We start from the raw sequence: 25,332 nt of genomic DNA, 5'->3' as shown, positions 1-25,332 counted from the left end.
TCGTCGAACGGCGTTACAGCGCGACGACCGCGGGCATGAAGACATAGCCGTTGCCGCGCACCGTGCGGATGATCTCGACCGGATCGACCGCGAGCAACTTGCGCCGTAACCGGCTGATGTTGACGTCGATGGTCCGACCGCGCGCGGTGCTGTCCGACCTCCCCGACCGCTCGATCATCTCGTCGCGCGAATGGACCTTTTGCGGCTCCATTACGAAGATGTTGAGCAACTGGAACTCGCCGTCCGTCAGGCGGACGGTGGTGCCGTCCGGCGCGTGGAGCAGACGCATGCGGGTGTCCAGCTTCCAGCCGGCAAACGCGAACGCCTCGACCGACGCCACGCGCGCAGGGGCGCCGGCGCTTGTGCCGGCGGAGATCGCGCCACCCGTCGTCCCGTTTCCACGGCGACGCAGCACGGACCGGATCCTTGCAAGGATTTCGCGCGGGCTGGACGGTTTGGTGACGTAATCGTCGGCGCCGAGTTCGAGCGCGACGACGCGATCGACCTCGCCCGCGAGCGACGAAAACATGATGACGGCGGGTGCATCGCCGTCCTGGGCCAGCGTGCGCAGGACGGACAACCCATCCTCGCCGGGCATCATCATATCCAGAACGACGAGATCGCACGGCGACCGGTCGAGCCGGGAGCGAAGCGCCGCGCCGCTCTCCACCGCCTCGGCGCGAAGCCCGTGATCGACGAGGAACTCGGTAAGCAGCTCGCGCAGTCCGGGATCGTCGTCGACGATGACGATCCGCGGACTTTCAGGTCGGATGCCGTCGGGTGCATCCGGATAGTCGCCGTTGTCGGGCACGCGGGAAATGGGGGCTGGCAGCCCGTGATGGTTTGCGATCATGACGGTCTGATGCAGGTTATGTTTGTCCGGGATATGTCTGGACACCTTCCGTATATTAGCGCGCGAATAACGCGTCTCGTGACGGCCGACGACGACGTCGACATTGTGCGAACCGCAAGACGGCGCTAGCGGCACGTCGCCATGTCGATCGCCGCCACCACATCACCACCTAAGGCTTTGAACTGGCTTCGGCCTTTGTCGGGACTACAGATACTCAAGCGTGGCGACGTGCCGATCACGCGGGTGCAGATCTATGGCCAGCGGTGCAGCGGGACGAATCTCGTCACGCGCGCGATCGAGGCCAACATGCCGGGCATCGAGATTACCGAGGCGTTCGGGTTCAAGCACTGGTTCGTGCCGCCGCAGACGTTGTTCGTGAAGGATACGCTGGTGCTGGTCGTCGCGCGCGATGCGTTCGACTGGGCGCGCAGCCTGCACCGCCAGCCCTGGCACGCGCATCCCGACCTCAAGGCCCAGCCGTTCGACATCTTCATCCGCAGCCACTGGCACAGCTATTGGGACGATCATTTCGGCCACATCGAGCCGGGGCATCCGATGCAGGGCGGCGAGATGCTGCACGAACGCGATCCCGAGACGGGCGAACGCTTTGCCAATTGCATCGCCAAGCGCACCGCGAAGCTGCGCCATTGGTCGACGCTGACGAACCGCGCGCACAACGTGGCGTTGCTCGGCTATGATGCGTTCGCGCGGGATCCGGGCGCGTTCGTGACCGCTCTCGGCGCGGCGGCGGGAATCGCCTGCCGCGAGCCGTTCGTGCCGATCACCAGCTACAAGGGGCAAGGCCATGCGCCCTATGTCCCGACGCCCTATCTCCCGCTGGAATCGGACGATGCCGAGCACATTACCGCGTGGCTCGATCCCGAGGTGGAGGCGGCGTTCGGGCTCTCCGCCCGGCATGACGCGGTATATTAACGCACATCAATCGCGTTTCCGGGTGATCTCTCTAGGGTCGGCGTCATGAGCAAGCCGATCACCTTCTTCATCCACCATCAGGGCCGTGGCCACGCGAACCGCGCGATGGCGATCATCCGCGAATTGCCGGCGACGCGCGCGGTGACGATCCTGACCGCGAAACCCTCGTTGTTCGACGGGTTCGAGCGCCCCATCACGATCGCCGCGTTGCCCGACATGATCGGCGCGCCGGTGCCGACGCCCGGATTGTTCGCGCAGGCGACCCCCGAGGTGATGCACTGCGTCCCGCTCGGCGTGGCCAAGACGCGGGCGACGATGCGGACGATCGTCGACCATCTCGACGACGTCGACCCGGCGCTGTTCGTGGTCGACGTCTCCGCCGAGATCGCGCTGCTCGCACGGATCGCCAGCGTCCCCGCGATCAGCATCCGCATGCACGGCGACCGGCTCGATCCCGGGCATCTCGGCGCGTATCAGGCGAGCGTCGGCCTGCTCGCACCGTTCGGCGAGGCGCTCGAACAGGCGGACACGCCGGACTGGGTGCGCGCCAACACCTGCTATGCAGGCGGCCTCTGCACGACCGTCGACGACGTCCCGACCAAGGCGGAGGCGCGCGCGAAACTGGGGCTCGATCCCGATCAGGAGATCGTCGTCGTCCTCACCGGTGGCGGTGGTGCGGGAACGCCCTACGCGCCGCTGACGATGGCCGCGCGCGCCGTGCCCGACGCGCTGTGGCTGGTGCTCGGGCCCGTCCACCGCGAGGGCCACGAGACCGATTTCGGCAATCTCGTCGAACTCGGCTGGGTGCCGGGCGTGACCGATCACATCGCCGCCGCCGACGTCGTCATCGCATCGGCTGGCGACAACACCGTGCACGAGATAGCCCGCGTCGGTCGCCCGTATGTCTGCGCGCCCGAGTGGCGATATTTCAGCGAGCAGACGCGCAAGGCCGAACGGCTGGCGGAACTGGGTGCGGCGGTGGCGCTCCCCGCATGGCCGGGTGCGCTGACGCCGTGGCGCGGCATCCTCGACGCCGCCAAGGCGCTGGACCCAGCGGCGCTCGCGGACCTGTACGACGCCGACGCGGCAAAGGTGGCCGCGGACTATCTGGAGGATCTGGCGGTCTCGCTCTGGGCGCCCAAGTAATAAGACTGATGTTCGGTTTCAAATCCTCCCCCGCCAGGGGGAGGTGGCTGGCCCTTGCCAGACGGAGGGGGAGGTACGCGATGAACGCTGTTTCGCGCCCTCCCCGGCCCCAGGCGTCGCTCAGGAAACAGATCGTCTAGAACTCCGGCACCCGACTAGGGCGTGAGCGTCACGAACGTATCCATCACACGCTTCCGGCCTGCGCTCTCGAAGTCGATCTCCAGCTTGTTGCCCTCGATCTCCGCGATCGCGCCGTAGCCGAACTTCTGGTGGAACACGCGCATGCCGAGCGACAGGTCGTCGCGGCCCTTGTTGCCGAGGCTGATCGCGCTCGACCGGCTTTCGACGACGCGGGCTGGTTTGTTGGAGAATGTGCTGCCGGTGCCGGATGCGCGCTGCCAGCCTGGCCCCCGACCCGTGCCTCTCGCGACGTCCGCAAACGGATCGGCGCGGTCGGACCAATTGGCCTGCCAGAGGCTTGCGCCGCCGGACATCGTGGTTTCCGTGTCGATATGCTCGGCGGGGAGTTCGGCGACGAAGCGCGAGGGGATCGAGGAGTTCCACTGGCCGTAGATGCGGCGGTTGGCGGCGTGGATGATCACCGCCAGGCGGCGTGCGCGCGTGATCGCGACGTAAGCGAGGCGGCGTTCCTCCTCAAGGCTCTTCACGCCGCCCTCGTCCAATGAACGCTGCGACGGGAACAGGCCTTCCTCCCAACCGACCAAGAACACCGTGTCGTATTCGAGGCCCTTGGCGGCGTGGATCGTCATGATCGTGACCTGTGGATCCTGCGCGCCGCCCTCGTTGTCCATCACCAGAGAGACGTGTTCCAGGAACGCGCCGAGCGAGTCGTATTCCTCCATTGCGCGTACGAGTTCGCTGAGGTTCTCCAGACGCCCGGTCGCCTCGACCGACTTCTCAGCCTGGTACATCGCGGTGTAGCCGCTCTCGTCGAGCAATTGCCGTGCGAGTTCGGCGTGCGGCAGGCTGGCCGCCATGTCGCGCCAGCGGGCGATGTCGCCGACCAGCCGTCCGAGCGACTTCTTCGCCGCGCCGGTCAATTCGTCGGTGTCGAGGATGCGCGCGGCGGCGGTGGTGAGCGGTGTGCCGGTGGCGCGCGCGAGCTGGTGGATGCGCGCGACCGCCTTGTCGCCGAGACCGCGTTTAGGGACGTTGACGATGCGTTCGAAGGCGAGGTCGTCGGCCGGCTGGTTGACCACGCGGAGGTACGCCAGCGCGTCGCGGATCTCGGCGCGTTCGTAGAAGCGGAAGCCGCCGACGATCTTGTACGGCATGCCGATCGCGATGAAGCGGTCCTCGAACTCGCGCGTCTGGTGCTGCGCGCGGACTAGGATGGCGACCTCGTCAAGCGACTTGCCCGAGCGGCGGACGATGTCGATCTCCTCGCCGACGCGGCGCGCTTCCTCGGGGCCGTCCCAGACGCCGATGACTTTCACCTTCTCGCCGACGTCGCGCTCGGTCCAGAGCTGCTTGCCGAGACGCCCGCCGTTGTTCGCGATCACTCCGCTCGCGGCGCCGAGAATGTGCGGCGTGCTGCGGTAATTCTGTTCGAGGCGGATCACCTTCGCGCCGGGGAAGTCGCGCTCGAACTTCAGGATGTTCTCGACCTGCGCGCCGCGCCATGAATAGATCGACTGGTCGTCGTCGCCGACGCAGGCGATGTTCTTGCGCTCCTGCGCGAGCAACCGCAGCCAGAGATATTGCGACGAGTTGGTGTCCTGATACTCGTCGACCATGATGTATTTGAAGCGCTGCTGATACTGCGCGAGCACGTCGCGGTGCGTCTTCAGGATCACCAGCATGTGCAGCAGCAGGTCGCCGAAATCGCACGCGTTGAGCGCGATCAGCCGTGTCTGGTATTGCTGGTACAACTCGCCACCGCGACCGTTGGCGTAACGCTCGGACTCGCCCGCATCGATGTCGGCGGGGACGAGGCCCTTGTTCTTCCACTGGTCGATCAGCCCGGCGAGGCTGCGCGTCGGAAAGCGCTTCTCGTCGATGTCGGCGGCGAGGATCAGCTGCTTCAGCAACCGCAACTGGTCGTCGGTATCGAGGATCGTGAAGTTCGATTGCAGGCCGACCAGTTCGGCGTGACGTCGCAGCATCTTCGCGGCGATCGCGTGGAACGTGCCGAGCCACGGCATCCCCTCGACCGCATCGCCGACCAGCCGACCGACCCGCTCGCGCATCTCGCGCGCGGCCTTGTTGGTGAAGGTGACGCTGAGAATCTCGGACGGCCATGCCTTCTTGGTGAAGATCAGGTGCGCGAGGCGGGCAGTAAGCGCGGCGGTCTTGCCCGTGCCGGCGCCGGCGATGATCAGGACGGGCCCGTCGGTGGTCAGCACCGCCTCGCGCTGCGGCGGATTGAGACCGCGCAGATAGGGAGGCTCTGCTTGCGGCGCGGACGTTTGGGCGATCTGGTTCACCGGTGAACAGGTAGGGAACGGGGGCCGAAGGGGCAAGCGGGTATGGCTTGCGCAGGTTGTCGATACGTGGAACAAGTCGAGAACATCAAGGGAGGCGGACATGCTGGCGGGACGATGTCATTGCGGAGCGATCGGCTATGTCGCGGAGGGCGAGCCCGAGCATCATGCGCTCTGTCATTGTGGCGATTGCCGTCGCAGCGCAGGCGCGCCGATGGTCGGCTGGATCGCGTTCAAGACCGAGCAGGTGACCATTTCGGGCGATCCGGTCACCTACGAATCGTCGGCGACTGGCCGAAGGCAGTTCTGTGGAAAATGCGGAACGGGGCTGTTCTACGCGAACGCCGCATACCTGCCGGGGATTATCGATATCCAGTCCTGCACGCTGGACGACCCCGAAGCTGCGCCGCCGGGCGCGCATATCCAGGTCGCGGAGCGGTTGGCGTGGATGACCGACATAGTCGCGCTGCCGGCGTTCGATCGCTATCCCGGCATGTAGGCCGCGCCCTATACGATAATGCGGATAGGCGGCCAAACCGTGCCGTTTCATGTGGCTGACCGGGTGATTTGCTCGGTCCCGGATCACATTTTGGGTCGGCGTCTGAGAGAAATAGGCGAGTCGTGGCCGGTCCTAGCTCCGTTCGACGACGCGGCCGGTCGATTAATCGTATAAACCCGGACCGCCGCCGAACCGTCTCGGAAGCGACGCGCAAGCGTAACGATCGCGGCGTAGGGCTCGCGCCAGCAACGTGGTTCGTGATCGCAGAGGCCGCATTCAGAAAGGCCTTACGAAACGCAAGCCGTTGCCCGCGCGCTATCGAGCGTGCGGACCGCAGGACCATTTGAGGACATCATCATGAAGATCTCGATCAGCGCCGCTTGCGCGGCGATCGTCGCCGCATGCCTTTTCTCCACCAGTGTCACGGCCGCGCCGTTACGCGATCCGGTCACCGTTCGCGTCAGCCTTGCCGGTGCCGACCTGACCAGCGAGGCCGGGCGGGCCGCGTTCCAGCACCGCCTGCGAGCCGCGATCTCCACCGCGTGCGCACCGCGTACCGGCGGGCTCGACGCATTCGGCGACTCGCAGCAATGCCGGCGCGAAATGATCAAGGACGCCAGCGTCCAGGTGGCGTCCTTGCTCGGGCGCAACGGCGTGCAGCTGGCAAGCAACGTCGCGCCGCGATGACCCGCGAACGGGGCGGCGCGGCTGCCGCCCCGTCTTCGGACCAGCCTCCCGCGACGTCTTGATCGGGCCTGTCATAAAGTTGTCATCGTTAGGGCCGACTGCACGCGCTATGGCTACCTCCACATTCACCGCGGATGCGATCGCTTCGACTCCCCGCAGCGGCCCGAAGCTCGATCATTCGCTGCATCCGTCCGGGCGGTGGATCTTCTTCGCGATCCTGCTCGGCGGACTGGCCTATGCCGGGATCAGCATCGCCACCGATACCGCGCAGGTCGGCGAGAGCTTGGCCGGCGGCGCGTTCGCGTTTCTCGCGCTCGCGTTGCTGATCGCACTCGGGTTCGAGTTCGTGAACGGTTTTCACGATACCGCCAATGCGGTCGCCACCGTCATCTACACGCATTCGATGCCGGCCCCGTTCGCGGTCGTGTGGTCGGGCTTCTTCAACTTTCTCGGGGTGATGCTGTCGTCGGGCGCGGTCGCCTATTCGATCGTCACGCTGTTGCCGGTCGACCTGATCCTCAACGTCGGCAGCGCTGGCGGGTTCGCGATGATCTTCGCGTTGCTGCTCGCGGCGATCCTCTGGAACCTCGCGACCTGGGCGGTCGGACTGCCCAATTCGTCGAGCCACGCGCTGATCGGGTCGATCCTGGGCGTCGGGCTGGCCAACCAGCTGATCAGCGGCGGTTCGGACGGGACGTCGGGCGTCGACATGGCGCAAGTCTGGAAAGTCCTCTCCGCGCTCGCGTTCAGCCCGGTGATCGGCTTCGTCGGCGCGCTGTTGCTGCTGCTCGTGATGAAGCGGTTCCTGCGCGACAAGAAGCTGTACGAGGCACCCGAAGGCCAGACGCCGCCGCCGCGCGGCATCCGCGCGCTGCTGATCGGCACCTGCACCGCGGTCAGCTTCGCGCATGGCAGCAATGACGGGCAAAAGGGCATGGGCCTGATCATGCTCATCCTGATCGGCTGCGCGCCCACCGCCTATGCGCTCAACCGGACGATGCCCGAGAGCGCGACGCCGGCGTTCGTCCAGGCAGCGCGAGCGGCTTCGGCGGCGTATGTCGCGCATGCCGACGGCAGGCCGGCGAACGTGGGTGCGGCGCGCACCGCCGTCACGCAGGCGCTGAAGTCGAAGCGGGTCGCCGATCCGGTCGTCTACGGTGCGCTGGCGACGCTGTCGGACGACGTATCGAGCCGGATCGCGGGCTATGGTTCGCTCGGCAAGGTGCCGGCCGCGGCGACGCCGAACCTGCGCAACGACATGTACCTGGTGCTCGACACGACCAAGCTGATCGCCGCCGACAAGGCCGCGCAGAGCCGCTTCACCGCGCAGGAAATCACGACGCTGAAAAGCTACAGCGGCAAGCTGGAACAGGGCACGCGGTACATCCCGACCTGGGTGAAGGTGACGGTCGCACTCGCGCTAGGCCTCGGCACGATGGTCGGGTGGAAGCGGATCGTCGTCACCGTCGGCGAGCGGATCGGGAAGACGCACCTGACCTACGGAATGGGCGCGTCGGCCGAACTGGTGGCTGCGGCGACGATCCTGCTGGCGGTGAATTACGGCATGCCGGTGTCGACCACGCACATCCTGTCGTCGGGCGTCGCAGGCGCGAGCGTCGCGAACGGCGCCGGGTTGCAGCGCCGGACCGTGATGAACATGGCCCTTGCGTGGGTGATGACTCTGCCGGTGGCGATGCTGCTATCGGGCGTATTGTACTGGCTCCTGCTGACCCTCGCGCATTCGCTCGGCTATTGAGACCTACCCCCGTCATCCGCCGGTAAGCGCCATTAGGCCGGGTGGCGAAGAGCGCCGTGGGGAACCGCTCGCCCGCGCTGCGGGTTGCCCGCCCCATGCGATTACGATGCTCGATCTGTGGGAACTGGGACTGGCTCGCGCGCGCGGACTGGTGCGAATGTAGCCATTGCCGCCTGCTGGTGCGCGACGTGCGCGAAGTCGGTACGGTCGCAAACGAGATCGTCACGAGGCTCGAAGGCGGGCTGGTCGATCTGGAGCGCGATCCGGCGGAGCGCTGGATGCTCGACCCGGCAGGGTTGCGGAACGCGGCATGGCGGTTCGGGTTCGCGGTGGAGCCGGTCGCCGTTGCGCAGGGCGACGTTCGCTTCCCCCCGGATTACCGTCCCAGCCGCGCGCATGCGACGCGCGCGACGACCGTGCCTCACGCGACAGGGCTCGGCATCATGGCGCGCCCCGCCGATGGCGCCGACATCGTCGAGATCGCCACCCGCTACCGCGACGCCTTCCCGCGGATCGTCGTGCTGCTCGATGGGACGGCAGCCGAGGCCGGTGAACTCGCCGAGCGTCTCCCGTGGATCGACGTCGCGCATCATCCGCTCGCCGGCGATTTCGCGGCCCAACGCAATCGCCTGCAGGACGCGATGCAGACCGACTGGGTGTTGCAGATCGATACCGACGAGCGGCCCGACGCCGCCTTGCTCGACGCGCTTGGCTGGCTGATCGCGGCGGCGGACCGCGATGGGCTGCGGTCGCTCGGCTTGCCTCGCCGCAACATGGTCGATGGCGTGCAGTCGGCGTCGTATCCGGACATCCAGTACCGTCTCAACCGCAGCGACATCCGCTTTGCCGGCCGCGTCCATGAGCGCCCGGTCGTGCCGTTCGTCGAAAGCTCGCTGGCGCTGGCCGGTGCGCTCGAACACCGGCTCGACGGCGCTCGGGTGCGCGAGCGGACGCGGATCTACGAGGCGATGTCGGCCGGTGCGGGCAGGCCGGAGGACGAGGCGTTGCTGCTCGCGGCCTTCGACTCGGTCGCGGTGCGATAGACCGCAACCGTCTGCGCACCCAGTGTCGCGCGCGTGAACATCCCCGCGGCGCGACGACTTGCTGCGGCATAGTGCGTGCGCAGCGCCGGATCCTCGATCAGCCGTTGCACCTGCGTCGCCAGATCGTCACCGGTGCAGGTCTTCGCGAGCAGCCCTGCCCCGCTGTCGCCGATGAACAGCCGAGCGCTCGGGTCCTCGGCGCAGGCGACGACCGGGCGGCCGAACATCATCGCCTCCTGATACACCAGTCCGAAGCTCTCGTACCGCGACGGCGCGACGATCACGTGGGCGGCTTCCATCAGGTCGTGCAGCGTGGGTTCGTCGACGCGGTGGTGGCAGGTCAGGCGCGCGCGGGCCGAAGCGGGGATCGCGCCGACGTCGTTCGCGTGCACACCGACGATCGTCAGGCGGAACTCGCGCATCCCGGCGTCGGCGCGGCGCGACAGGATCCTGAGCGCCATGATCAGCGCGTCGAAGCCCTTGCGATGCTCGTCGCGGCCGACGAACAGCAACTCGATCGGCTCGCCGACCGGGTAGGTCGCGGCCGTGCCGCGCGCGACGATCTCCGGCGGCAGGCTGAGCCCGATCACCGCGTGGCCCGCGCCTTCGCCGGGCGCCGCGACGCCGTACAGCGCGGCGATCTTGTCGCCGTGGAGTTGCGTGTTCGAGATCAGCGCCTTGCTGAACCGCGCGGCGATGCGTTCCGCCAGCATTGCGGCGCGTCGATCGAACCGGTCGCGCAGGCTCGTCACGGTCTCGGCCGACGTCGCCGCCGGTGTCGAGTTGCGAGTCACCAATGGTGCGGGACCGGTAAGCGCGATCATCAGCCCCGGTGCGTACCAGTTGGTCGCCTCGACCACGTCGAACGGTACCCGACGATGCTCGCGCGCGACCGCGCGGCGGAACCCGAACGGCGCGACCAGATGCCCAATCCCGGCGACCTTGCGCAGCCGGGCCGCGAACGATCCCTCGCGCAATCCACACCCGATCACCGAAACCCGGCCGTCGCTGCTGTCTTCGCGGCGGTCCATCGTGAATACGCAGACATCGTTGCCAGCCTCTGCCAGCGACTGCGCAATTTCGCGTGCCGCGCGGGTAAGTCCGCTCTTTTCAGGAGGATAGGCCCAGGTGAGTAGAGCAATCCTCATGCCGAGTGATCGCAGGACGACCGCGGCGCCGCAAAGAACGTAATAACCTGTGTCAATACAAGGGAGTTAAGTGTCATCGCCCCGGAACTCGGCAACCCCGCGAGCGGTTCCTTAAGTGAATCACAGATGAACGGGGGAAGGGTGTTCGTACTACATATCGCGTTGCAGGGATGTTTGCGCGGCACCGATGTCGAATACGGAATTACCGCGGATACCGGGGGTCATATCCGGTATCTGCTCGATCTGGTCGCCGCCAGCGGCCGCAATCCGGCGATCGACCGGATGGAGATCGTCACCCGCGCCTTCCATCATGCGGTGTATGCCGAATGCTATGCCGAACCGATCGAGACGATCGACGGGACGACCCGGATCGTCCGTCTTCAAACCGCGTCGGACGCGTATCTCGTCAAGGAAGACCTCTGGACAGAGCATGACAGCCTGGTCGACGCGCTGGTCGCGCATATCGCGACGCTCGATCGTGCCCCCGACGTCATGCACGCGCACTATGCCGACGCCGGGCTGATCGCCGCGCGGGTCTCTGCACGCACCGGCATTCCGTACGTCTTCACCGCGCATTCGCTGGGACGCGTGAAGCGTGCGGCGTTCGATCGCGACTGTGCGGAGACCGCCGGCCTCGATCGCCGGATCGCGATCGAAGAGGAAGCCATTGCCGGCGCCGCCGCGATCATCGCCTCGTCGCGCGACGAAGCCGAGGTGCAATATGCTGATTACGCGGCGTATGATCCCGGTCGGATCCGCGTTTTCGCGCCGGGCAGCGACCTGAAGCAATTCGCCAATTGCCGCACCGATCCGCGCGTCGACGCAACGATCAACCGCTTCCTGGACGACCCAACCAAGCCCGTCATCCTGGCGATCGCGCGGCCGGTGACCAAGAAGAACCTCGCGGCGCTCGTCCACGCCTATGGTCGGTCGCCGGCGTTGCAGGCCGCCGCCAACCTCGTGATTCTGGCCGGCACGCGCGACGACAGCACCACGCTGGAGCCCGAGATCCGCGACAACATCGCCGAGCTGCTGCAGTTGATCGACCGCTACGACCTGTACGGCAAGGTGTCCTATCCCAAGCAGCATCGCCCGAACGACGTCGCCGCGATCTATGCCCATGCGCGCACGCGGCGCGGCGTGTTCGTCAATCCGGCGCTCAACGAACCGTTCGGGCTGACCCTGCTCGAAGCGGCGGCGAGCGGATTGCCGGTCGTCGCAACGGACAGCGGCGGACCCAACGACATCGTCGAGACGTGCGGCAACGGCATTCTCGTCGATCCGCGCTCACCCTCCGCAATCACCGGTGCGATCGCGAAGATCCTCGACGACCCGATCCTGTGGTCGCGCTATTCCGCCGCCGGATCGGTCGCGATCCGCGCCTATGACTGGGATCGACACGTGCAGCTCTATGCCGGACTGCTCGGCGAAGTCGTCGGCGCGGCACCCGAGACGGCGGTCGATCGCGCGCCCGATCTGCTGCTGGTCTCGGATATCGATGGAACGCTGATCGGCTGCGCGGATGGCGTCGGCGACTTCGCCACCTGGCATCGTGCGCAGTCCGACGTCGCGTTCGCGATCGCCACCGGACGAAGCTTCCACAGCGCGATGGCGGTACTCGGCCAGCACGATGCGCCACAGCCGGAGATCCTGATCACCTCGGTCGGCTCCGAAATCTATTACCGGACGCTGGGCGGCGCGGTGTACGACCGCGATACCGAATGGGACGGCATCATCGCTGCCGGCTGGGACCGCGATGCGGTGGCCGCGTTGATCGGTCGCCACGCCGGGCTGACGCCGCAGAGTCCGCTAGAACAACGCCGGTTCAAGCTCAGCTATTTCGCGGACGGCGACATGGCGGCGGCGGAACGCGTGCGCGCGTTGCTGGCGGAGCACGGCCACAGCTGTTCGATCATCCAGAGCCATGGTCGCTATCTCGACATCCTCCCGCATGCCGCATCGAAGGGTACCGCGGTCGAGCACGTCCGCCGCCGGCTGGGGCTCGAACCTCGGCAGGTGATCGTCGCGGGCGACAGCGGCAACGATATCGAGATGCTGCGATCGTCCCGCCACGCGATCATCGTCGGCAATTATTCCGACGGGCTCGGCACGCGCGCCGATCTCGCGCATGGCTATGTCGCGGTCGGCCACCATGCGCGCGGCGTGATCGAAGGCGTCGCGTATTTCCGCGGCACCGAGACGGGGATCAGGAAGGCGTCGTGAGCGTGCCGACGGTCAGCGTCCTGACGCTCGTTCGCGGCCGCCGTGCCCATCTCGTCAACCTGATCGCCGGGCTCAACGCATCGACGCGTAAACCCGACGAGCTCGTCATCGCGTACATGCAGCCGAATGCGCACGACGACCTGCCCGAAACCGACTTCCCGGTGCGCGAAGTCTTCATCGAGGGCGACGCCATGCCGCTCGCAGCAGCCCGCAATCTCGCCGCAGCGACAGCGGCCGGCGAGCAACTGATCTTCCTCGACGTCGACTGCATCCCCTCCCCCACGCTGATCGAACGCTATGCGGACACGGCGGCATGGCCCGGCGGCATTCGCCTGGGCGAAGTCCTGTACCTTCCTGCCGACGCGACGACGGGCGGGCTGGATTTCGCCATGCTCGACAGCGTCGGTGTCCGACACCCCGCCAAGCCACCGATCGCATCCGACGAGATACGTCCCACGCCCAATCACGGCGAGCTATGGGGCCTGTCCTTCGCGATCTCGGCTTCCGACTGGGTGCGTGCCGGGGGCATGGACGAGCGCTATGTCGGCTATGGCGGCGAAGAGACCGACTTTGCCGCGCGACTGGAAAAGGCCGCGGTGCCGATGTGGTGGGTCGGCGGAGCACGCGCCTATCACCAGCACCACGCCGTCCACACGCCCGCCTACCAGCATTTCGACGCGATCGTCCGCAACGCGCGATTGTTCCACGACACTTGGGGCCGGTGGTGCATGGACTATTGGCTTGGCCAGTTCGCCGAACACGGCCTGATCACCTGGGATGCCGACACGATCACGGTGCTGCGGCATCCAACCGCCGCGGAGATCGCGGATACGCTCATGCCGCCGGATACGCTGTTTAGCTGAGTGATGGGTTTAGCCACGTCATCCGGCTATGGGGTTGCATGACCCCATCGATATCGCGCCGCATCGCCTACCCTGCCCGCATGCTCTGGCTGTCGGTCATCGTCGTTTGTGGGGCCTCGGCATCGCTGGACGCGCAGCCGGCGCCGGCCACAGCCAGCGTGACGGCCCCCGCCAACGATCGTCTCGACCAGAGCTGGTGGGCGGGTCGCCATGCGGCGATCCTGGCGGCGGTCGCCCGGCACCCGGATCCCGCGGTCGTCCTGATCGGCGATTCGATCACCAACAATTATGACAAGGCAGTGCTGCCGGACGAGAATTTCGCCCCGACCTGGGCGACCTTCTACGCTCCTCGCCATGCGCTGAACCTGGGCTTCAGTGGCGATACGACGGCGAACGTCCTGTGGCGGCTGCGCAACGGCGAGGTCGCCGGGCTTCACCCCAAGGCGGTCGTGCTGCTGATAGGGACCAACGACACCGGCAGCGCGGGGCGGACCGCCGAGCAGACCCGGGCGGGGATCGACGCGGTGGTCGACGACCTCAAGCACCGTCTGCCCGACACGAGAATCCTCCTGCTCGGGCTGCTGCCCAGCGCGATCACGCCGGCGAAAACCGCCACCGACGCAGCGGTGAACACCTATCTTGCCAAGCACTACGCGGTCGATCCGCGCGTCGCGTATCTCGATATCGGTGCCGTCTTCCGCCAACCCGACGGCACGTTGAACGACACGCGGTTCTACGATCCCCGCTTACCCCAGCCCGGCAAACCGCTGCATCCGGATACCGAAGGCCAGCGGATGATGGCCGAGGCGATCGAACCGACGCTGGCCAAACTCATCGGCGAGCCGCCGCGCGTGCCGCTGGCGTCGATGACCGACATCGATACCGCGGTCATTCCCGTGCCCCGGCTCGAGATGGATTCCTACGACTGGTATGCGCGGCACCGTGACGTGCTCGCGATGAACGGCATGACGCCGCAAATCGTCATGATCGGCGATTCGATCACGCATTTCTGGGCCGGCCAACCGACGGCGGCACGCGTCAGCGGTCCCGATGCCTGGAAGCACGCGTTCGGGACCGCGTCGGTCGCCAATCTCGGCTTTGGCTGGGATCGAACGCAGAACGTGTTGTGGCGACTGCGTGCCGGCGAGTTCGACGGCATGGCGCCGGACTGGGTCGTCCTCAATATCGGTACCAACAACCTGACCGGTACCGACAACGCGCGTGCCAGCAGCCCTGCCGAAGTCGTGTCGGGCATCGACGCGATCCTGCGCGACATCCATGCCAGATCGCCACGTAGCCATGTCGCGCTGATGGCGATCTTTCCGCGCGGCGACACCCCCGCCGATCCGCTCCGCGTGGCGATCGCGCAGACCAACCGGCGGCTGGCGGCGCGGGTCGCGCAGGACCGAGCGGTCCGCTACATCGATATCGGCGCAAAATTCCTGAAACCGGACGGCAGCCTCGATCGCGATCTGCTGCCCGACGGGACGCATCCGAACGAAGCGGGCTATCGCCTGTGGGCCGACGCGATCCTAGCCTCCGGCATCGGGCGCTAAGCCAGGCCGTCTCGGCGATGTCTGTCAGTTTGTGGAGCGGGTGAAGGGAATCGAACCCTCGTCACTTGCTTGGGAAGCAAAAGCTCTACCATTGAGCTACACCCGCGAACGGCGATCTACGCCTGTCGGTCCGGGTCTTGCACCGGCTCTCGATGACCGGCCGAGTGCCACAGTCCTCGCGGCGGCGTCAACGCCAAATCGTCCCGCCGGCCCCCGCTTGCGCTACCGCGAACCAGCTAGCCGCGCAGGCCGAACACCTGCGAACGGTCGGCTTCGGGCACCAGTCCCTCGAGCACCGCCCAGAACCCCGATACCGCGCTCTGCCCTGCGCTCGCATAGGCCTCCGCCATCCGGATTCGCGCGGCCTCGAACAACTCGCGCTCCATGATCGAGCCTTCCCCCGTGAGCCGCAGCAACCGCTGCCGCCGGTCGCGCTCGCCCGGCCGCGTCTCGACCAGCTTGCGATCCGCCAGTTCGTTCAGCACGCGGCCCAGCGACTGCTTGGTGATCGCCAGCAGCGACAGCAGTTCGCTCACCGTCATGTCGGGCTTGCGCGCAATGAAATACAGCGCGCGGTGGTGCGCCCGCCCCAGCCCCTCTTCGGCAAGCCCCTGGTCGATCGACCGGGTCAGGTGGCTATAGCCAAAATAGAGGAGCTCCATGCCGCGGCGAAGTTCGGGTTCGCGGAGGAACAGGGGTGAGGCAGGCGACGCTGTGGCAGACATGTTGACCGGTTTAGACATCGCCCGTAGTCGTCGGCAACCCGCCACGAGAGAGAATTTCGATGTCCGCTCCAGCTTTTACGTCGCCCTCCGCCTTTCGGCACGAACCGAATGCGACGCCGGTCGCGGCGAACGAGCGTGCGAAGCAGCTGATCGATCCGGGATTCGGGCGAGTCTTCACCGATCACATGGCGATGATCCGCTATAGCGACGCCGAGGGCTGGCACGACGCGCGCATCACCGCACGCGCGCCGCTGACGATCGATCCGGCGTCGTCCGTGCTGCATTACGCGCAGGAGATCTTCGAGGGGATGAAGGCGTATCGGCTTGCCGACGGTGGCACCGCGCTGTTCCGTCCCGAGGCGAATGCGCGCCGCTTCCAGGATTCGGCGCGCCGGCTCGCAATGCCCGAACTGCCGACCGAGCTGTTCCTCGAATCGGTCGAGCGGCTGGTCAAGACCGACGCGAACTGGATCCCGGAGAGCGATGGCGGCGCGCTGTACCTGCGGCCGTTCATGTTCGCGAGCGAAGTGTTCCTCGGCGTGAAGCCGTCTTCCGAATATCTGTACATGGTGCTCGCCTCGTCGGTCGGCGCGTATTTCAAGGGCGGCGCCCCCACCGTCTCGATCTGGGTGAGCCAGCAATACACGCGGGCAGCACAGGGCGGCACCGGCGCGGCAAAGTGCGGCGGCAACTACGCGGCCAGCCTGCTCGCGCAGTCCGAAGCGATCCGCAATGGCTGCGACCAGGTCGTCTTCCTCGATGCGGCCGAGCGGCGCTGGGTCGAGGAACTCGGCGGCATGAACATCTTCTTCGTGTTCGACGACGGCAGCATGGCGACCCCGGCGCTGACCGGCACGATCCTGCCCGGCATCACCCGCGACTCGATCCTGACGCTCGCGCGCGCGAACGGCATTACGGTCCGCGAGGAAGGCTATACGATCGACCAGTGGCGCGCCGACGCGGCGAGTGGCCGGCTGGTCGAGGCATTCGCCTGCGGCACTGCGGCAGTGGTGACGCCGATCGGTACGGTGGCGAGCCCCGAAGGCCGCTTCACGATCGGTGACGGCGCTCCGGGTGCGCTGACGATGCGGATGCGCGATGCGCTTGTGTCGATCCAGCGCGGCATTGCGCCCGACGAGAACAACTGGCTGCACCATCTCGCCGATTGACGTCCGCAAGGGCTTTTCACCGGCCGCTGCCCCGCTATAAGGCCGCCTCTGTTGGGGCGTCGCCAAGTGGTAAGGCAGCGGCTTTTGATGCCGCCATGCGCAGGTTCGAACCCTGCCGCCCCAGCCAATTTCCTAAAATCGATTTAGCGCGCCGCGGCGGCCATTTCGGCGTTGCGGCGTTCTGACGCGGCCAGCGTCGCCGTCAGCAGCGCGACCAGTGCGTCGTCGCGGTCGAGCACGTTCAGGCCTTCGCGAGTCGAGCCGCCGGGACTGGCGACGCGGTCGGCCAGCACCGCGGGCGAGACGTCCGCCTCGGCAGCCATGATCGCGGAGCCTTCCAGCGTGGCGATGGCAAGACGCGCGGACTGGTCGGCCGGCAGGCCGAGTGCAGCCCCCGCCTTGGCGAGCGCGTCGGCGAACCGGAACACGAAACCCGGACCGCACCCTGCAAGCGCCGTAACCGCGTCGAAATGCGCTTCGTCGGCGATCCATTCGTAATGACCGAGCGGGGCTGCGAAGGCTTCTGCCGCCGCGATCGCCTCGTCGGACGCCCCAGCGGTGTAGAGCGAGGTCACGCCCTTGCCGATCGCCACCGGAAGGTTGGGCATCGCGCGGACGATCGTATCCGCGGCGAACCGCTGCACGAGCGCTGCATGATCGACACCCGCGAGAATCGAAAGGAGCAGCTTGGGAGCCCCCCGGAGCGGCGCCAGCAACGCCTGCGCAGCGTCGATCTGCTGGGGCTTGAGCGCGAGCATCACCATCGCAGGCGCCTCTTGGTCAGGCAGTGCGGTCAACGAGCGGACACCGTCCGGCGCCCCCTGCCCGCTCCGGGTGATCACCGTCACGGTCGCCGGATCGAGCCCCGCGGCGATCCAGCGCCGCAGCATCGCGCCGCCCATGTTGCCGCAGCCGATCAGCCACAGCGGACCTGCCGGAAAGCTCATGCCTCGCCGTGCGTTTCAATCAGCGCCGCGGCGATCGCTTCCTTCGGGCTCTTCCCACCCCACAGCACGAACTGGAACACGGGATAAAAGCGCTCGCACTCCTCGATTGCCGATTCGACCAGCAGTTCCGCCGCGTCGAGCGACATCGTGCCGTCATCGCCGCCGTCGACCATCGCCGCGTGCCGGAACAGCAATATGCCGCTCGACGACCAGAGTTCGAAATGCCCGATCCAGAGCTGTTCGTTGACCAGCCCGATCGTCTCATACACAGCCTGACGGCGTTCGTCGGGCACCTTGATGTCTGGAAAAGCGAGGAATTGCAGGACGCTATCGTCGTCGCGCCACAGCGCGCGCAGTTCGTAGGTCGCCCAGCTTCCCTTGACGGTCGCGACGATCTCGTCGTCGTGACGCTCATGCTCCCAGCCATGCGCAGCGTAATAGCTCTCGAGCATGTCGATCGGGGCGGCGTCTTCGTGGTCGTGGTCGGCGTGTTCAAGCATCATAGGGTCCTGGCGGTCCTTATCGCACGACAAAGGGTGCCGAGGCAAAAACGCCCCGGCAACCCCATCGGCCCCAATTCTGCGGAAAACTGTGGAAAAGTCAGTCGACCGACGCCCCGGTCGGCGTACTTACTGTCGATTGTGCGGAAAACTTGGCTTCGAGCGCATCGAGCCGGGCCTTCAACGCATCGTTCTCGTCGCGGGCAGTCGAGGCCATCGCCTTGACCGCATCGAACTCTTCGCGGCTGACGAAGTCGAGCCCGCCGAGCCACTCGCGCGCGCGTTCCCGCGCGCCCGAACCGGCTTCGCGACCGACGCCCGCAAGCGTACCGGCAGCACCGTTCAAGACCTTGACGATATCGTCGAACACGCGGTTTTCGGACTGCATTGCTTCAAAATCCCAAAGACTGTCGCAGTGACTGATACAGTGACTGCTGCGTCACAGCATTTGGGACGTATGCGACGCGGGTGCAAGGGTTTCGGCATCGGGGTTCAACTGCCCGATGCTGAACGCGAGCACGCCGGCAAAGCTGATCCACACCATGTACGGCACCATCAGCCACGCCGCGGCGGGGCGAATGCGCGCGAATACGAAGGTCGCGGCGATCGACAGCGCCAGCATCGCGACGATCACCAGTACCGACAGCCCGATCCTGTGCGCGCCGAAGAACATCGGCGTCCAGGCGAGGTTGAGCAGGAACTGGCCGACGAACAGTGCGACCGCAAGCCCGCGCAACCGAGCGCCACGCGCGTTGAGGATCATCGCGAGCGCGAGGCCAATCAGGATGTAGAGCGTGGTCCAAACGACGGGGAACACCCAGCCCGGCGGGTTCAGCGCGGGCTTGGCGAGCGCCATGTACCAGGCATTCTCGCTGCCAACGCTGACCGACCGGCCGGACAGAAAGCCCAGCAACAGGATCAGGGGCACGGTCACGACCGCCCAGCGGAGGAACGACATCCTCAACTGGCCCTTCGAAGCGATACCGCCCACACAAATCCTTCCGTCTCTACGCGGCGTCGTCCTGCCGCGCATTTGGCCTTCGGTAAACCGTGCGCCGGCAAGAATCGTTCCGCTAGTGGTTCATTCCGGCACGGTGCTTCCCCACGCCGTCATCCTGACGAACGTCAGGATCCAGGATACCGACCGCACCCTGCGTGTCTCTGGGGCCTGACGTTCGTCAGGATGACGGAGGTGATTGGGTCTCGCTTGGCACTTCCGGTAGCAGCTGTTCAGACGCCGGCCGGCCATGCAAAGCAGCAATCAGGAACTCCACGTTACCCTCAGGCCCCGTGATCGGGCTCTCGACCACGCCGACCACGCTCCATCCCTGCCCGGTCAGCCACGCGGCAACCTCGTCGCAGACGCGCTGGTGGATCGCGGTATCGCGGACGACCCCGCCTTTCCCCACTTCGCCGCGCCCCGCCTCGAACTGCGGCTTCACCAGCGCCATCAGCCGCGCATCGGGTTTGGCAAAGGACATCGGCCGCTCCAGCACCTTGGCCAAGCCGATGAAGCTCGCATCGCAGACGATCAGGTCGACCGGCTCCGGGATATGCGCGGGCGTGAGGATACGCGCGCTGGTCTGTTCGTGGACGATGACGCGCTCATCCTGCCGGAGCGACCAGGCAAGCTGGTTGGTCCCGCTGTCGACCGCGTAGACCTTCGCGGCACCGTTCTTCAGCATGACGTCGGTAAAGCCGCCGGTCGACGAGCCGACGTCGATCGCCACCGCGCCGATCACGTCCCAACCGAAATGCGCGAGGCCGTGCGCCAGCTTGATCCCGCCGCGGGAGACCCAGGGATGATCGCGACCGCGCACGTCGAGTTGCACGTCGTCCGCGAGCGTCTGCCCCGGCTTGTCGACCTTCTTCGTCCCCGCGAACACGAGGCCCGCCATGATCAGCGCCTGCGCGCGCGTCCGCGACTCGACCAGCCCCCTGTCGACCAGCATCTGGTCCGCGCGTATCTTCACCATCGCGTGCGTATCGCCGCCTGATCCGATTGCCGCAAGCTGCCTTCCTTTCGCCGCAATGTCATTGCCTACCGAACGGGTAGGATTATCTTGAGCGCATGGGATCGTGACCGGATGGCGTGCCCTAGAGCGCCCTTCGGCCACGCTCCCGACCTCGAAGAACGAGGTTTTGGAGAAGGAGAAGCGCTGTGGGTTCTTTCGCACCGTATGATTCCGTCCAGCCGACGATCCTGACCGTGCCCGGCCTTGGTGGATCGGGTCCTTCGCACTGGCAGACGTTGTGGGAAGAGGCGCGACCCGACACGGTCCGCGTCGAGCTCGGCATGTGGAACACGCCGCACCGCAACGCTTGGGTGACGCGGCTCGACGAAGCGATCCGGCAGGCACAGGCACCGGTGATCCTCGCTGCGCACAGTCTCGGGTGCCTCGCAGTGGCATGGTGGGCCGAACTCAGCCCGCAGCCTTATGGCTGGCCGGTAGCCGGCGCGCTCCTCGTGGCGCCGGCGGACGTTGATCGTGGCGGCGCGCAGGCCGAACTGAAGGGCTTCTCGCCGACTCCGCGCACGCCCTTGCCGTTCCCGTCGATCGTGGTGGCGAGCAGCGACGACCCCTGGGTCACGCCCGAGCGCGCGCACAGCATGGCCGCGGACTGGGGCAGCCACTTCGTCGATGCGGGACCGCAAGGGCATTTGAATGCCGCGAGCGGAATCGGCTGGTGGCGTGAAGGGCAGGACTTGCTGGAGCGCGTCATCGCGGCGAGTGGTGATGGGCGCGGGCAAGCTCTACCGCCAAGCAAAGCGCGTTCGATCCTTGCGGTGAGCGCTACAGACGCCGCCCAGACGCATCATCTGGGCGGGTGACCTCGCCTACCTGACGGTACACCACCCCGGCGAAGGCCGGGGCCCAATTGGTGAGGTCACAGTAACGAAGCACTGCGCTCCGTTACCAACGTCTCCCAATTGGACCCCGGCCTTCGCCGGGGTGGTGGCTGCTACCGAAGTTCGCTCAAGAAATCCGCGAGCCGTTTTCATCGAACAACTCAGGGTTCGCCGCCTGCTCAGCCTTCGCCGCAGCCAGCCCACCCCGCATCCGCCGCCACATCGCAATATTCAACGACACCATCACGATCACCGCCAGCGCGATGATCACGAGGCCCTTGGTCGGCCCGGTCATGCGCGCGCTTCGGCGACCCCGCCGGAATTGTGGCGGAGCGCCTTGAGCACGGTATCCACCAGCGCGGTCGCATCGAGCCCGGCTTCAGCATACTGCACCTCGGGCTTGTCCTGGTCCTGGTACACGTCGGGCAGACGCAACGTACGCAGCTTTAGCCCGCCGTCGATCAAGCCCTCGTCCGAGGCCATCGTCAGCACATGCGCGCCGAAGCCACCGACCGAGTTCTCCTCGATCGTCACCGCGACTTCGTGCGTCGTAAGCAGTTTCCGAATCAGATCGACGTCGAGCGGCTTGGCGAAACGGAGATCCGCTACCGTCGTGCTCAGCCCCTTGGCTTCGAGAACCTCTGCGGCCTTGAGCGCTTCCTCGAGACGCGTACCGAGCGACAGGATCGCGATCTTCTTGCCCTCACGCACGACACGCCCCTTGCCGATTTCCAGCAACTGCGGCGTCTCTGGTAGCGCAACGCCGGTGCCGTTGCCGCGCGGATAGCGCACAGCGATCGGGCCGGTGTCATACTGCGCCGCGGTGTGAGTCATATGGACGAGTTCGGCCTCGTCCGCCGCAGCCATCACGACGAAGTTCGGCAGCGTCGCTAGGTACGTAACGTCGAACGAGCCAGCATGCGTCGCGCCATCCGCACCGACCAGCCCCGCGCGGTCGATCGCGAAACGGACCGGCAGGTTCTGGATCGCCACGTCATGCACGACCTGGTCGTACGCGCGCTGCAGGAACGTCGAATAAATCGCGCAGAACGGGCGCATCCCTTGCGCGGCGAGCCCGGCGGCAAAGGTAACACCGTGCTGCTCGGCGATGCCAACGTCGAAGAACCGGTCGGGATACGCCTTGGCGAACGCGTCGAGCCCGGTGCCCGACGGCATCGCCGCGGTGATCGCGCAGATCCGCGGGTCCTTCGCGGCCTCGGCGACGAGCTGCGCGCCGAACACGTTCTGATATTGCGGCGGCCCCGGCGGCGCCTTGGTCTGCACGCCCGAGATCACGTCGAACTTCTGGACGCCGTGATACTTGTCCGCGGCAGCCTCGGCGGGGCCGTAGCCCTTGCCCTTCTTGGTGACGACGTGGACGAGGATCGGGCCCTCTTCGGCATCGCGGACATTCTCGAGCACCGGGATCAGGTGTTCGAGATTATGGCCGTCGATCGGGCCGACATAATAGAAGCCGAGTTCCTCGAACAACGTGCCGCCCATCGTCATGCCGCGCGCGAACTCGTCGGTCTTGCGCATGCCGCTGGCGATCGGTCGTGGCAGCCGCTTGGCGAGTTTACGCGCGAGATCGCGGAAGCCGAGGAACTCGCGACTCGATACGATCCGGCTCAGATAAGCCGACAGTCCTCCAACGGGAGGCGCGATCGACATGTCGTTGTCGTTGAGGATCACGACGAGGCGGTTGCCCGCCTGCGCGGCGTTGTTCATCGCCTCGTACGCCATGCCCGCCGACATCGCGCCGTCGCCGATCACCGCGATGCCCTTGCCGGGCGTCCCCGCGATCTTGTTGGCGATCGCAAAGCCCAGCGCCGCCGAGATCGAGGTCGACGAATGCGCCGCGCCGAACGGATCGTATTCGCTCTCGCTACGCTTGGTGAAGCCGCTGAGCCCGCCACCCTGACGCAGCGTGCGAATCCGGTCGCGGCGTCCGGTGAGAATCTTGTGCGGATAACACTGGTGGCCGACGTCCCACACAAGCCGGTCGCGCGGGGTATCGAAGACATAGTGGATCGCGGTGGTCAGCTCGACCACGCCCAGGCCCGAGCCGAGATGCCCGCCGGTGGTGCCGACCGCGGAAATCGTCTCGGTACGCAGTTCGTCGGCGAGTTGGCGGAGCTGGTCCGGGCGCAACTTGCGGAGGTCGTCGGGCGTCGAAACGGTGTCGAGCAGCGGTGTCGAGGGAAGGTCGGCCATCGGACGGGCTTAATGCAGCGCGCGTATCGTGTCGATTGTTACCGTGTCCTAGGCTAGCATTCGCACTGGAATCGCTCGGAAAGTGCACAAATATGAACTTTACGCACCGTGTTGCAGCAGCGGCGGATATCCCAGCGATCTCGACGTTGATGGCCCGTGCGATCGGCGCTCTGCAGGGGGACTTCCTCACGCCGGCACAGGTCGAGGCAAGCCGCGCGGTGATGGGGCTCGATACACAGTTGATCGCGGACGGGACGTATCTGCTGGTCGAGGCGGACGGTCGGCTGGCCGGATGTGGCGGGTGGAGTCGGCGGGCGACGCTCTATGGCGGCGATCACAGCACGGCGTTGCGCGATGCCGCGTTGCTCGATCCGGTGCGAGACGCAGCACGGATCCGCGCGATGTATACCGATCCGGATTTTACGCGGCGGGGTGTCGGGCGACTGGTGTTGTCGGTTTGCGAGGCCGCAGCGCGAGAGGCCGGGTTTGCGCGGGCGGAGATGATGGCGACGCTGGCCGGAGAGCCGCTGTACCGAGCCTGCGGGTATCTGCCGATCGAGCGGATCGAGACGCCGGGGGAGGTCCCGGTGCCGATGATCCGGATGGGTAAGAATCTGGACAGAAGCTGATCCTCCCCCGCCAGGGGGAGGTGGCACCGAAGGTGACGGAGGGGGAGGACACGGAACAAAGGTTGCCCTTTCCTCCCCCTCCGTCTGGCACGCGCCAGCCACCTCCCCCTGACGGGGGAGGATTGCACAGTGGCAAGCTACTTGGCCTCGCAGTCCGCGCAGCGCCCGCGGACTTCGATCACCGGGCGAACCGGCGAAAAGCCGGCCGCCTCCGCCGCGTTGCGAACGCCCTTGGTGATCGTGTCGTTATCGAGATGCGTGGTCTGGCCGCACGAGTCGCAGACCAGGAAGATGCAGTCGTGCAGGCAATCCGGATGCGCGTTCGCGACATAGGCGTTCGCGCTCTCGACTCGCCGGGCGAGGTTGGCGCCGACGAACAGGTCGAGGATGCGGTACACGCTGTTCGCGGCGACGCGGCGGCCTTCGGCTTTCGAGACGGCTTCGGCGATGTCGTAGGCCGATGCCGGCTTCTCGAAACTGGCCAGCGCAGCGAATACGCTGGCGCGCATCGTCGTCCATTGCTCGCCGGCCTTTTCGAGCGTCGTCTGTGCTGCGACGGTAAGATCGGCGCCCTGCGGTTCGGTGTGGTTGTGAGCGTGCGCCATGCTGGTGAAGTAGGATACCGGAAGGGTTCCAGCAACCCGCTCAGCTTTCCGCGCGGCGGTTGAGATCGTGGCCGAATGCGAGCAGCCCGACGCCGACGATCGTCCACAACGTCTCGCCGCCACCGCTGTCGTGCGGCAGCGTCATCGCGCCCGCCATGATGCCGAGTCCGAGCGCGCCCATCGCGGCGGGCATCATATAGCCGTGGTTCAGCACGCCGCGGCCGAGCGCGAGTGCGCCGAGACCGATCGCGATCGTCAGGCCGACTTCGTGGAAGATCGGGTCGAGCAGGAAACCGCCCGCGGTCGACATCAGCGCGACCAGCACGGAGGTCGCCAGGCAATGCACCATGCACAGGCCCGACAGGCCGATCGCATAACGATCGAGACCGGCGAAGCGGTGGGTATGCGTGGCCGAGGGCGTCATCGTTCAACGGATATAGATGGGCGGCTGAAAGGATACAACATTACATTGCAGATTTTCTTGGGGGGTTGGCGTCGGTTCCAAGGATAGCTTCGGGACCCGCGAGGCCCGGAGGTTAGC

The 25,332-nt window shown here is 66.4% G+C and carries 25 protein-coding genes and 2 tRNA genes; 13 read left to right on the top strand and 14 right to left on the bottom strand.

Features of this window, described 5'->3' with window-relative positions:
• Positions 1-13 precede the first annotated feature (13 nt).
• On the bottom strand, positions 14-853 hold the full coding sequence (locus tag C8J45_RS03365; protein ID WP_107961849.1) for a response regulator: 840 nt from the start codon (positions 851-853) through the stop codon (positions 14-16).
• Between the two features lie 141 nt (positions 854-994).
• Here C8J45_RS03365 and C8J45_RS03360 point away from each other — a divergent pair, with 141 nt between their 5' ends.
• Both C8J45_RS03360 and C8J45_RS03355 read left to right on the top strand, forming a co-directional pair.
• Positions 995-1,786, top strand: a complete 792-nt coding sequence (locus tag C8J45_RS03360) for a hypothetical protein (protein ID WP_146168562.1) — start codon at positions 995-997, stop codon at positions 1,784-1,786.
• Positions 1,787-1,831: 45 nt separating this feature from the next.
• The gene (locus C8J45_RS03355; RefSeq protein WP_107961847.1) at positions 1,832-2,932 is read left to right on the top strand and encodes a glycosyltransferase; all 1,101 of its coding nucleotides are present in this window, start codon (positions 1,832-1,834) and stop codon (positions 2,930-2,932) included.
• Positions 2,933-3,087: 155 nt separating this feature from the next.
• Here the strand turns inward: C8J45_RS03355 and C8J45_RS03350 are convergent, their stop codons facing one another.
• Positions 3,088-5,370 carry an ATP-dependent helicase gene (locus tag C8J45_RS03350; RefSeq protein ID WP_107962224.1) on the bottom strand — a complete coding sequence of 761 codons (2,283 nt, stop codon included), beginning with the start codon at positions 5,368-5,370 and terminating at the stop codon, positions 3,088-3,090.
• A gap of 109 nt (positions 5,371-5,479) precedes the next feature.
• On the opposite strand from C8J45_RS03350, the gene C8J45_RS03345 reads away from it, so the two are divergent.
• From C8J45_RS03345 to C8J45_RS03330, 4 genes are all read left to right on the top strand, one after another.
• Positions 5,480-5,875, top strand: coding sequence for a GFA family protein (locus C8J45_RS03345; protein WP_107961846.1), 396 nt, complete (start codon positions 5,480-5,482; stop codon positions 5,873-5,875).
• A 357-nt stretch (positions 5,876-6,232) separates the two neighbouring features.
• A complete protein-coding gene (locus C8J45_RS03340; RefSeq protein ID WP_107961845.1) occupies positions 6,233-6,562 on the top strand; it encodes a UrcA family protein in 330 nt (109 codons plus the stop codon).
• Between the two features lie 109 nt (positions 6,563-6,671).
• Entirely contained in the window at positions 6,672-8,318 is a 1,647-nt protein-coding gene (locus C8J45_RS03335) for an inorganic phosphate transporter (protein ID WP_107961844.1), read from the top strand.
• Between the two features lie 95 nt (positions 8,319-8,413).
• The gene (locus C8J45_RS03330) at positions 8,414-9,361 is read left to right on the top strand and encodes a hypothetical protein (protein WP_107961843.1); all 948 of its coding nucleotides are present in this window, start codon (positions 8,414-8,416) and stop codon (positions 9,359-9,361) included.
• On the opposite strand, the gene C8J45_RS03325 is transcribed toward C8J45_RS03330, so the two are convergent.
• A complete protein-coding gene (locus C8J45_RS03325) occupies positions 9,277-10,509 on the bottom strand; it encodes a glycosyltransferase family 4 protein (protein WP_107961842.1) in 1,233 nt (410 codons plus the stop codon). The genes C8J45_RS03330 and C8J45_RS03325 overlap by 85 nt on opposite strands.
• Positions 10,510-10,650: 141 nt before the next feature.
• On the opposite strand from C8J45_RS03325, the gene C8J45_RS03320 reads away from it, so the two are divergent.
• The 3 genes from C8J45_RS03320 to C8J45_RS03310 are packed head-to-tail and all read left to right on the top strand — an operon-like array spanning position 10,651 to position 15,151.
• Complete coding sequence (locus C8J45_RS03320; RefSeq protein ID WP_107961841.1) at positions 10,651-12,732, top strand: HAD-IIB family hydrolase; 2,082 nt, start codon at positions 10,651-10,653, stop codon at positions 12,730-12,732.
• Positions 12,729-13,595 (top strand): glycosyltransferase family 2 protein, encoded by an 867-nt coding sequence (locus C8J45_RS03315; protein ID WP_258191258.1) that lies wholly within the window; start codon positions 12,729-12,731, stop codon positions 13,593-13,595. Before C8J45_RS03320 ends, C8J45_RS03315 begins: the two co-directional genes overlap by 4 nt.
• A 38-nt stretch (positions 13,596-13,633) precedes the next feature.
• Complete coding sequence (locus C8J45_RS03310) at positions 13,634-15,151, top strand: GDSL-type esterase/lipase family protein (protein WP_107961840.1); 1,518 nt, start codon at positions 13,634-13,636, stop codon at positions 15,149-15,151.
• Between the two features lie 32 nt (positions 15,152-15,183).
• Here C8J45_RS03310 and C8J45_RS03305 read toward each other — a convergent pair.
• Positions 15,184-15,257 (bottom strand) — tRNA-Gly (locus C8J45_RS03305).
• 130 nt (positions 15,258-15,387) lie between these two features.
• Positions 15,388-15,876 (bottom strand): helix-turn-helix domain-containing protein, encoded by a 489-nt coding sequence (locus tag C8J45_RS03300; protein ID WP_181321077.1) that lies wholly within the window; start codon positions 15,874-15,876, stop codon positions 15,388-15,390.
• A 59-nt stretch (positions 15,877-15,935) separates the two neighbouring features.
• On the opposite strand from C8J45_RS03300, the gene C8J45_RS03295 reads away from it, so the two are divergent.
• Entirely contained in the window at positions 15,936-17,045 is a 1,110-nt protein-coding gene (locus C8J45_RS03295) for a branched-chain amino acid aminotransferase (RefSeq protein WP_107961838.1), read from the top strand.
• Positions 17,046-17,097: 52 nt separating this feature from the next.
• Positions 17,098-17,172: transfer RNA gene (locus C8J45_RS03290), tRNA-Gln, on the top strand.
• Positions 17,173-17,188: 16 nt separating this feature from the next.
• Here the strand turns inward: C8J45_RS03290 and C8J45_RS03285 are convergent.
• The 5 genes from C8J45_RS03285 to C8J45_RS03265 all read right to left on the bottom strand — a co-directional run bounded on the left by C8J45_RS03285 (position 17,189) and on the right by C8J45_RS03265 (position 20,468).
• Positions 17,189-17,992, bottom strand: a complete 804-nt coding sequence (locus C8J45_RS03285; protein ID WP_107961837.1) for a pyrroline-5-carboxylate reductase — start codon at positions 17,990-17,992, stop codon at positions 17,189-17,191.
• On the bottom strand, positions 17,989-18,492 hold the full coding sequence (locus C8J45_RS03280; RefSeq protein ID WP_082441473.1) for a YbjN domain-containing protein: 504 nt from the start codon (positions 18,490-18,492) through the stop codon (positions 17,989-17,991). Before C8J45_RS03280 ends, C8J45_RS03285 begins: the two co-directional genes overlap by 4 nt.
• A gap of 100 nt (positions 18,493-18,592) precedes the next feature.
• Positions 18,593-18,880: an accessory factor UbiK family protein gene (locus C8J45_RS03275; protein ID WP_107961836.1), complete on the bottom strand. Its 288-nt coding sequence runs from the start codon at positions 18,878-18,880 to the stop codon at positions 18,593-18,595.
• Positions 18,881-18,931: 51 nt separating this feature from the next.
• Complete coding sequence (locus tag C8J45_RS03270; protein WP_107961835.1) at positions 18,932-19,450, bottom strand: TspO/MBR family protein; 519 nt, start codon at positions 19,448-19,450, stop codon at positions 18,932-18,934.
• Between the two features lie 220 nt (positions 19,451-19,670).
• Positions 19,671-20,468 (bottom strand): TlyA family RNA methyltransferase, encoded by a 798-nt coding sequence (locus C8J45_RS03265; protein ID WP_107961834.1) that lies wholly within the window; start codon positions 20,466-20,468, stop codon positions 19,671-19,673.
• Positions 20,469-20,653: 185 nt separating this feature from the next.
• On the opposite strand from C8J45_RS03265, the gene C8J45_RS03260 reads away from it, so the two are divergent.
• Positions 20,654-21,325, top strand: coding sequence for an alpha/beta hydrolase (locus C8J45_RS03260; protein ID WP_107961833.1), 672 nt, complete (start codon positions 20,654-20,656; stop codon positions 21,323-21,325).
• A gap of 145 nt (positions 21,326-21,470) precedes the next feature.
• Here C8J45_RS03260 and C8J45_RS19070 read toward each other — a convergent pair whose 3' ends face one another.
• Positions 21,471-21,638: a hypothetical protein gene (locus C8J45_RS19070; protein WP_181321076.1), complete on the bottom strand. Its 168-nt coding sequence runs from the start codon at positions 21,636-21,638 to the stop codon at positions 21,471-21,473.
• Complete coding sequence (gene dxs / locus C8J45_RS03255) at positions 21,635-23,557, bottom strand: 1-deoxy-D-xylulose-5-phosphate synthase (RefSeq protein ID WP_056062743.1); 1,923 nt, start codon at positions 23,555-23,557, stop codon at positions 21,635-21,637. The genes C8J45_RS19070 and dxs overlap by 4 nt, the downstream gene beginning before the upstream one ends.
• Positions 23,558-23,649: 92 nt before the next feature.
• Here dxs and C8J45_RS03250 point away from each other — a divergent pair, with 92 nt between their 5' ends.
• Positions 23,650-24,186 (top strand): GNAT family N-acetyltransferase, encoded by a 537-nt coding sequence (locus tag C8J45_RS03250; protein WP_107961832.1) that lies wholly within the window; start codon positions 23,650-23,652, stop codon positions 24,184-24,186.
• Between the two features lie 137 nt (positions 24,187-24,323).
• On the opposite strand, the gene C8J45_RS03245 is transcribed toward C8J45_RS03250, so the two are convergent.
• A complete protein-coding gene (locus C8J45_RS03245; RefSeq protein WP_107961831.1) occupies positions 24,324-24,791 on the bottom strand; it encodes a Fur family transcriptional regulator in 468 nt (155 codons plus the stop codon).
• 40 nt (positions 24,792-24,831) lie between these two features.
• Positions 24,832-25,215, bottom strand: a complete 384-nt coding sequence (locus tag C8J45_RS03240; RefSeq protein WP_056047781.1) for a MerC domain-containing protein — start codon at positions 25,213-25,215, stop codon at positions 24,832-24,834.
• Between the last annotated feature and the right edge of the window lie 117 nt (positions 25,216-25,332).

This window comes from Sphingomonas sp. PP-CE-3G-477, assembly GCF_003050745.1.
Classification (GTDB): Bacteria; Pseudomonadota; Alphaproteobacteria; order Sphingomonadales; family Sphingomonadaceae; genus Sphingomonas.
This window is presented reverse-complemented; position numbering and strand designations above follow the sequence as displayed.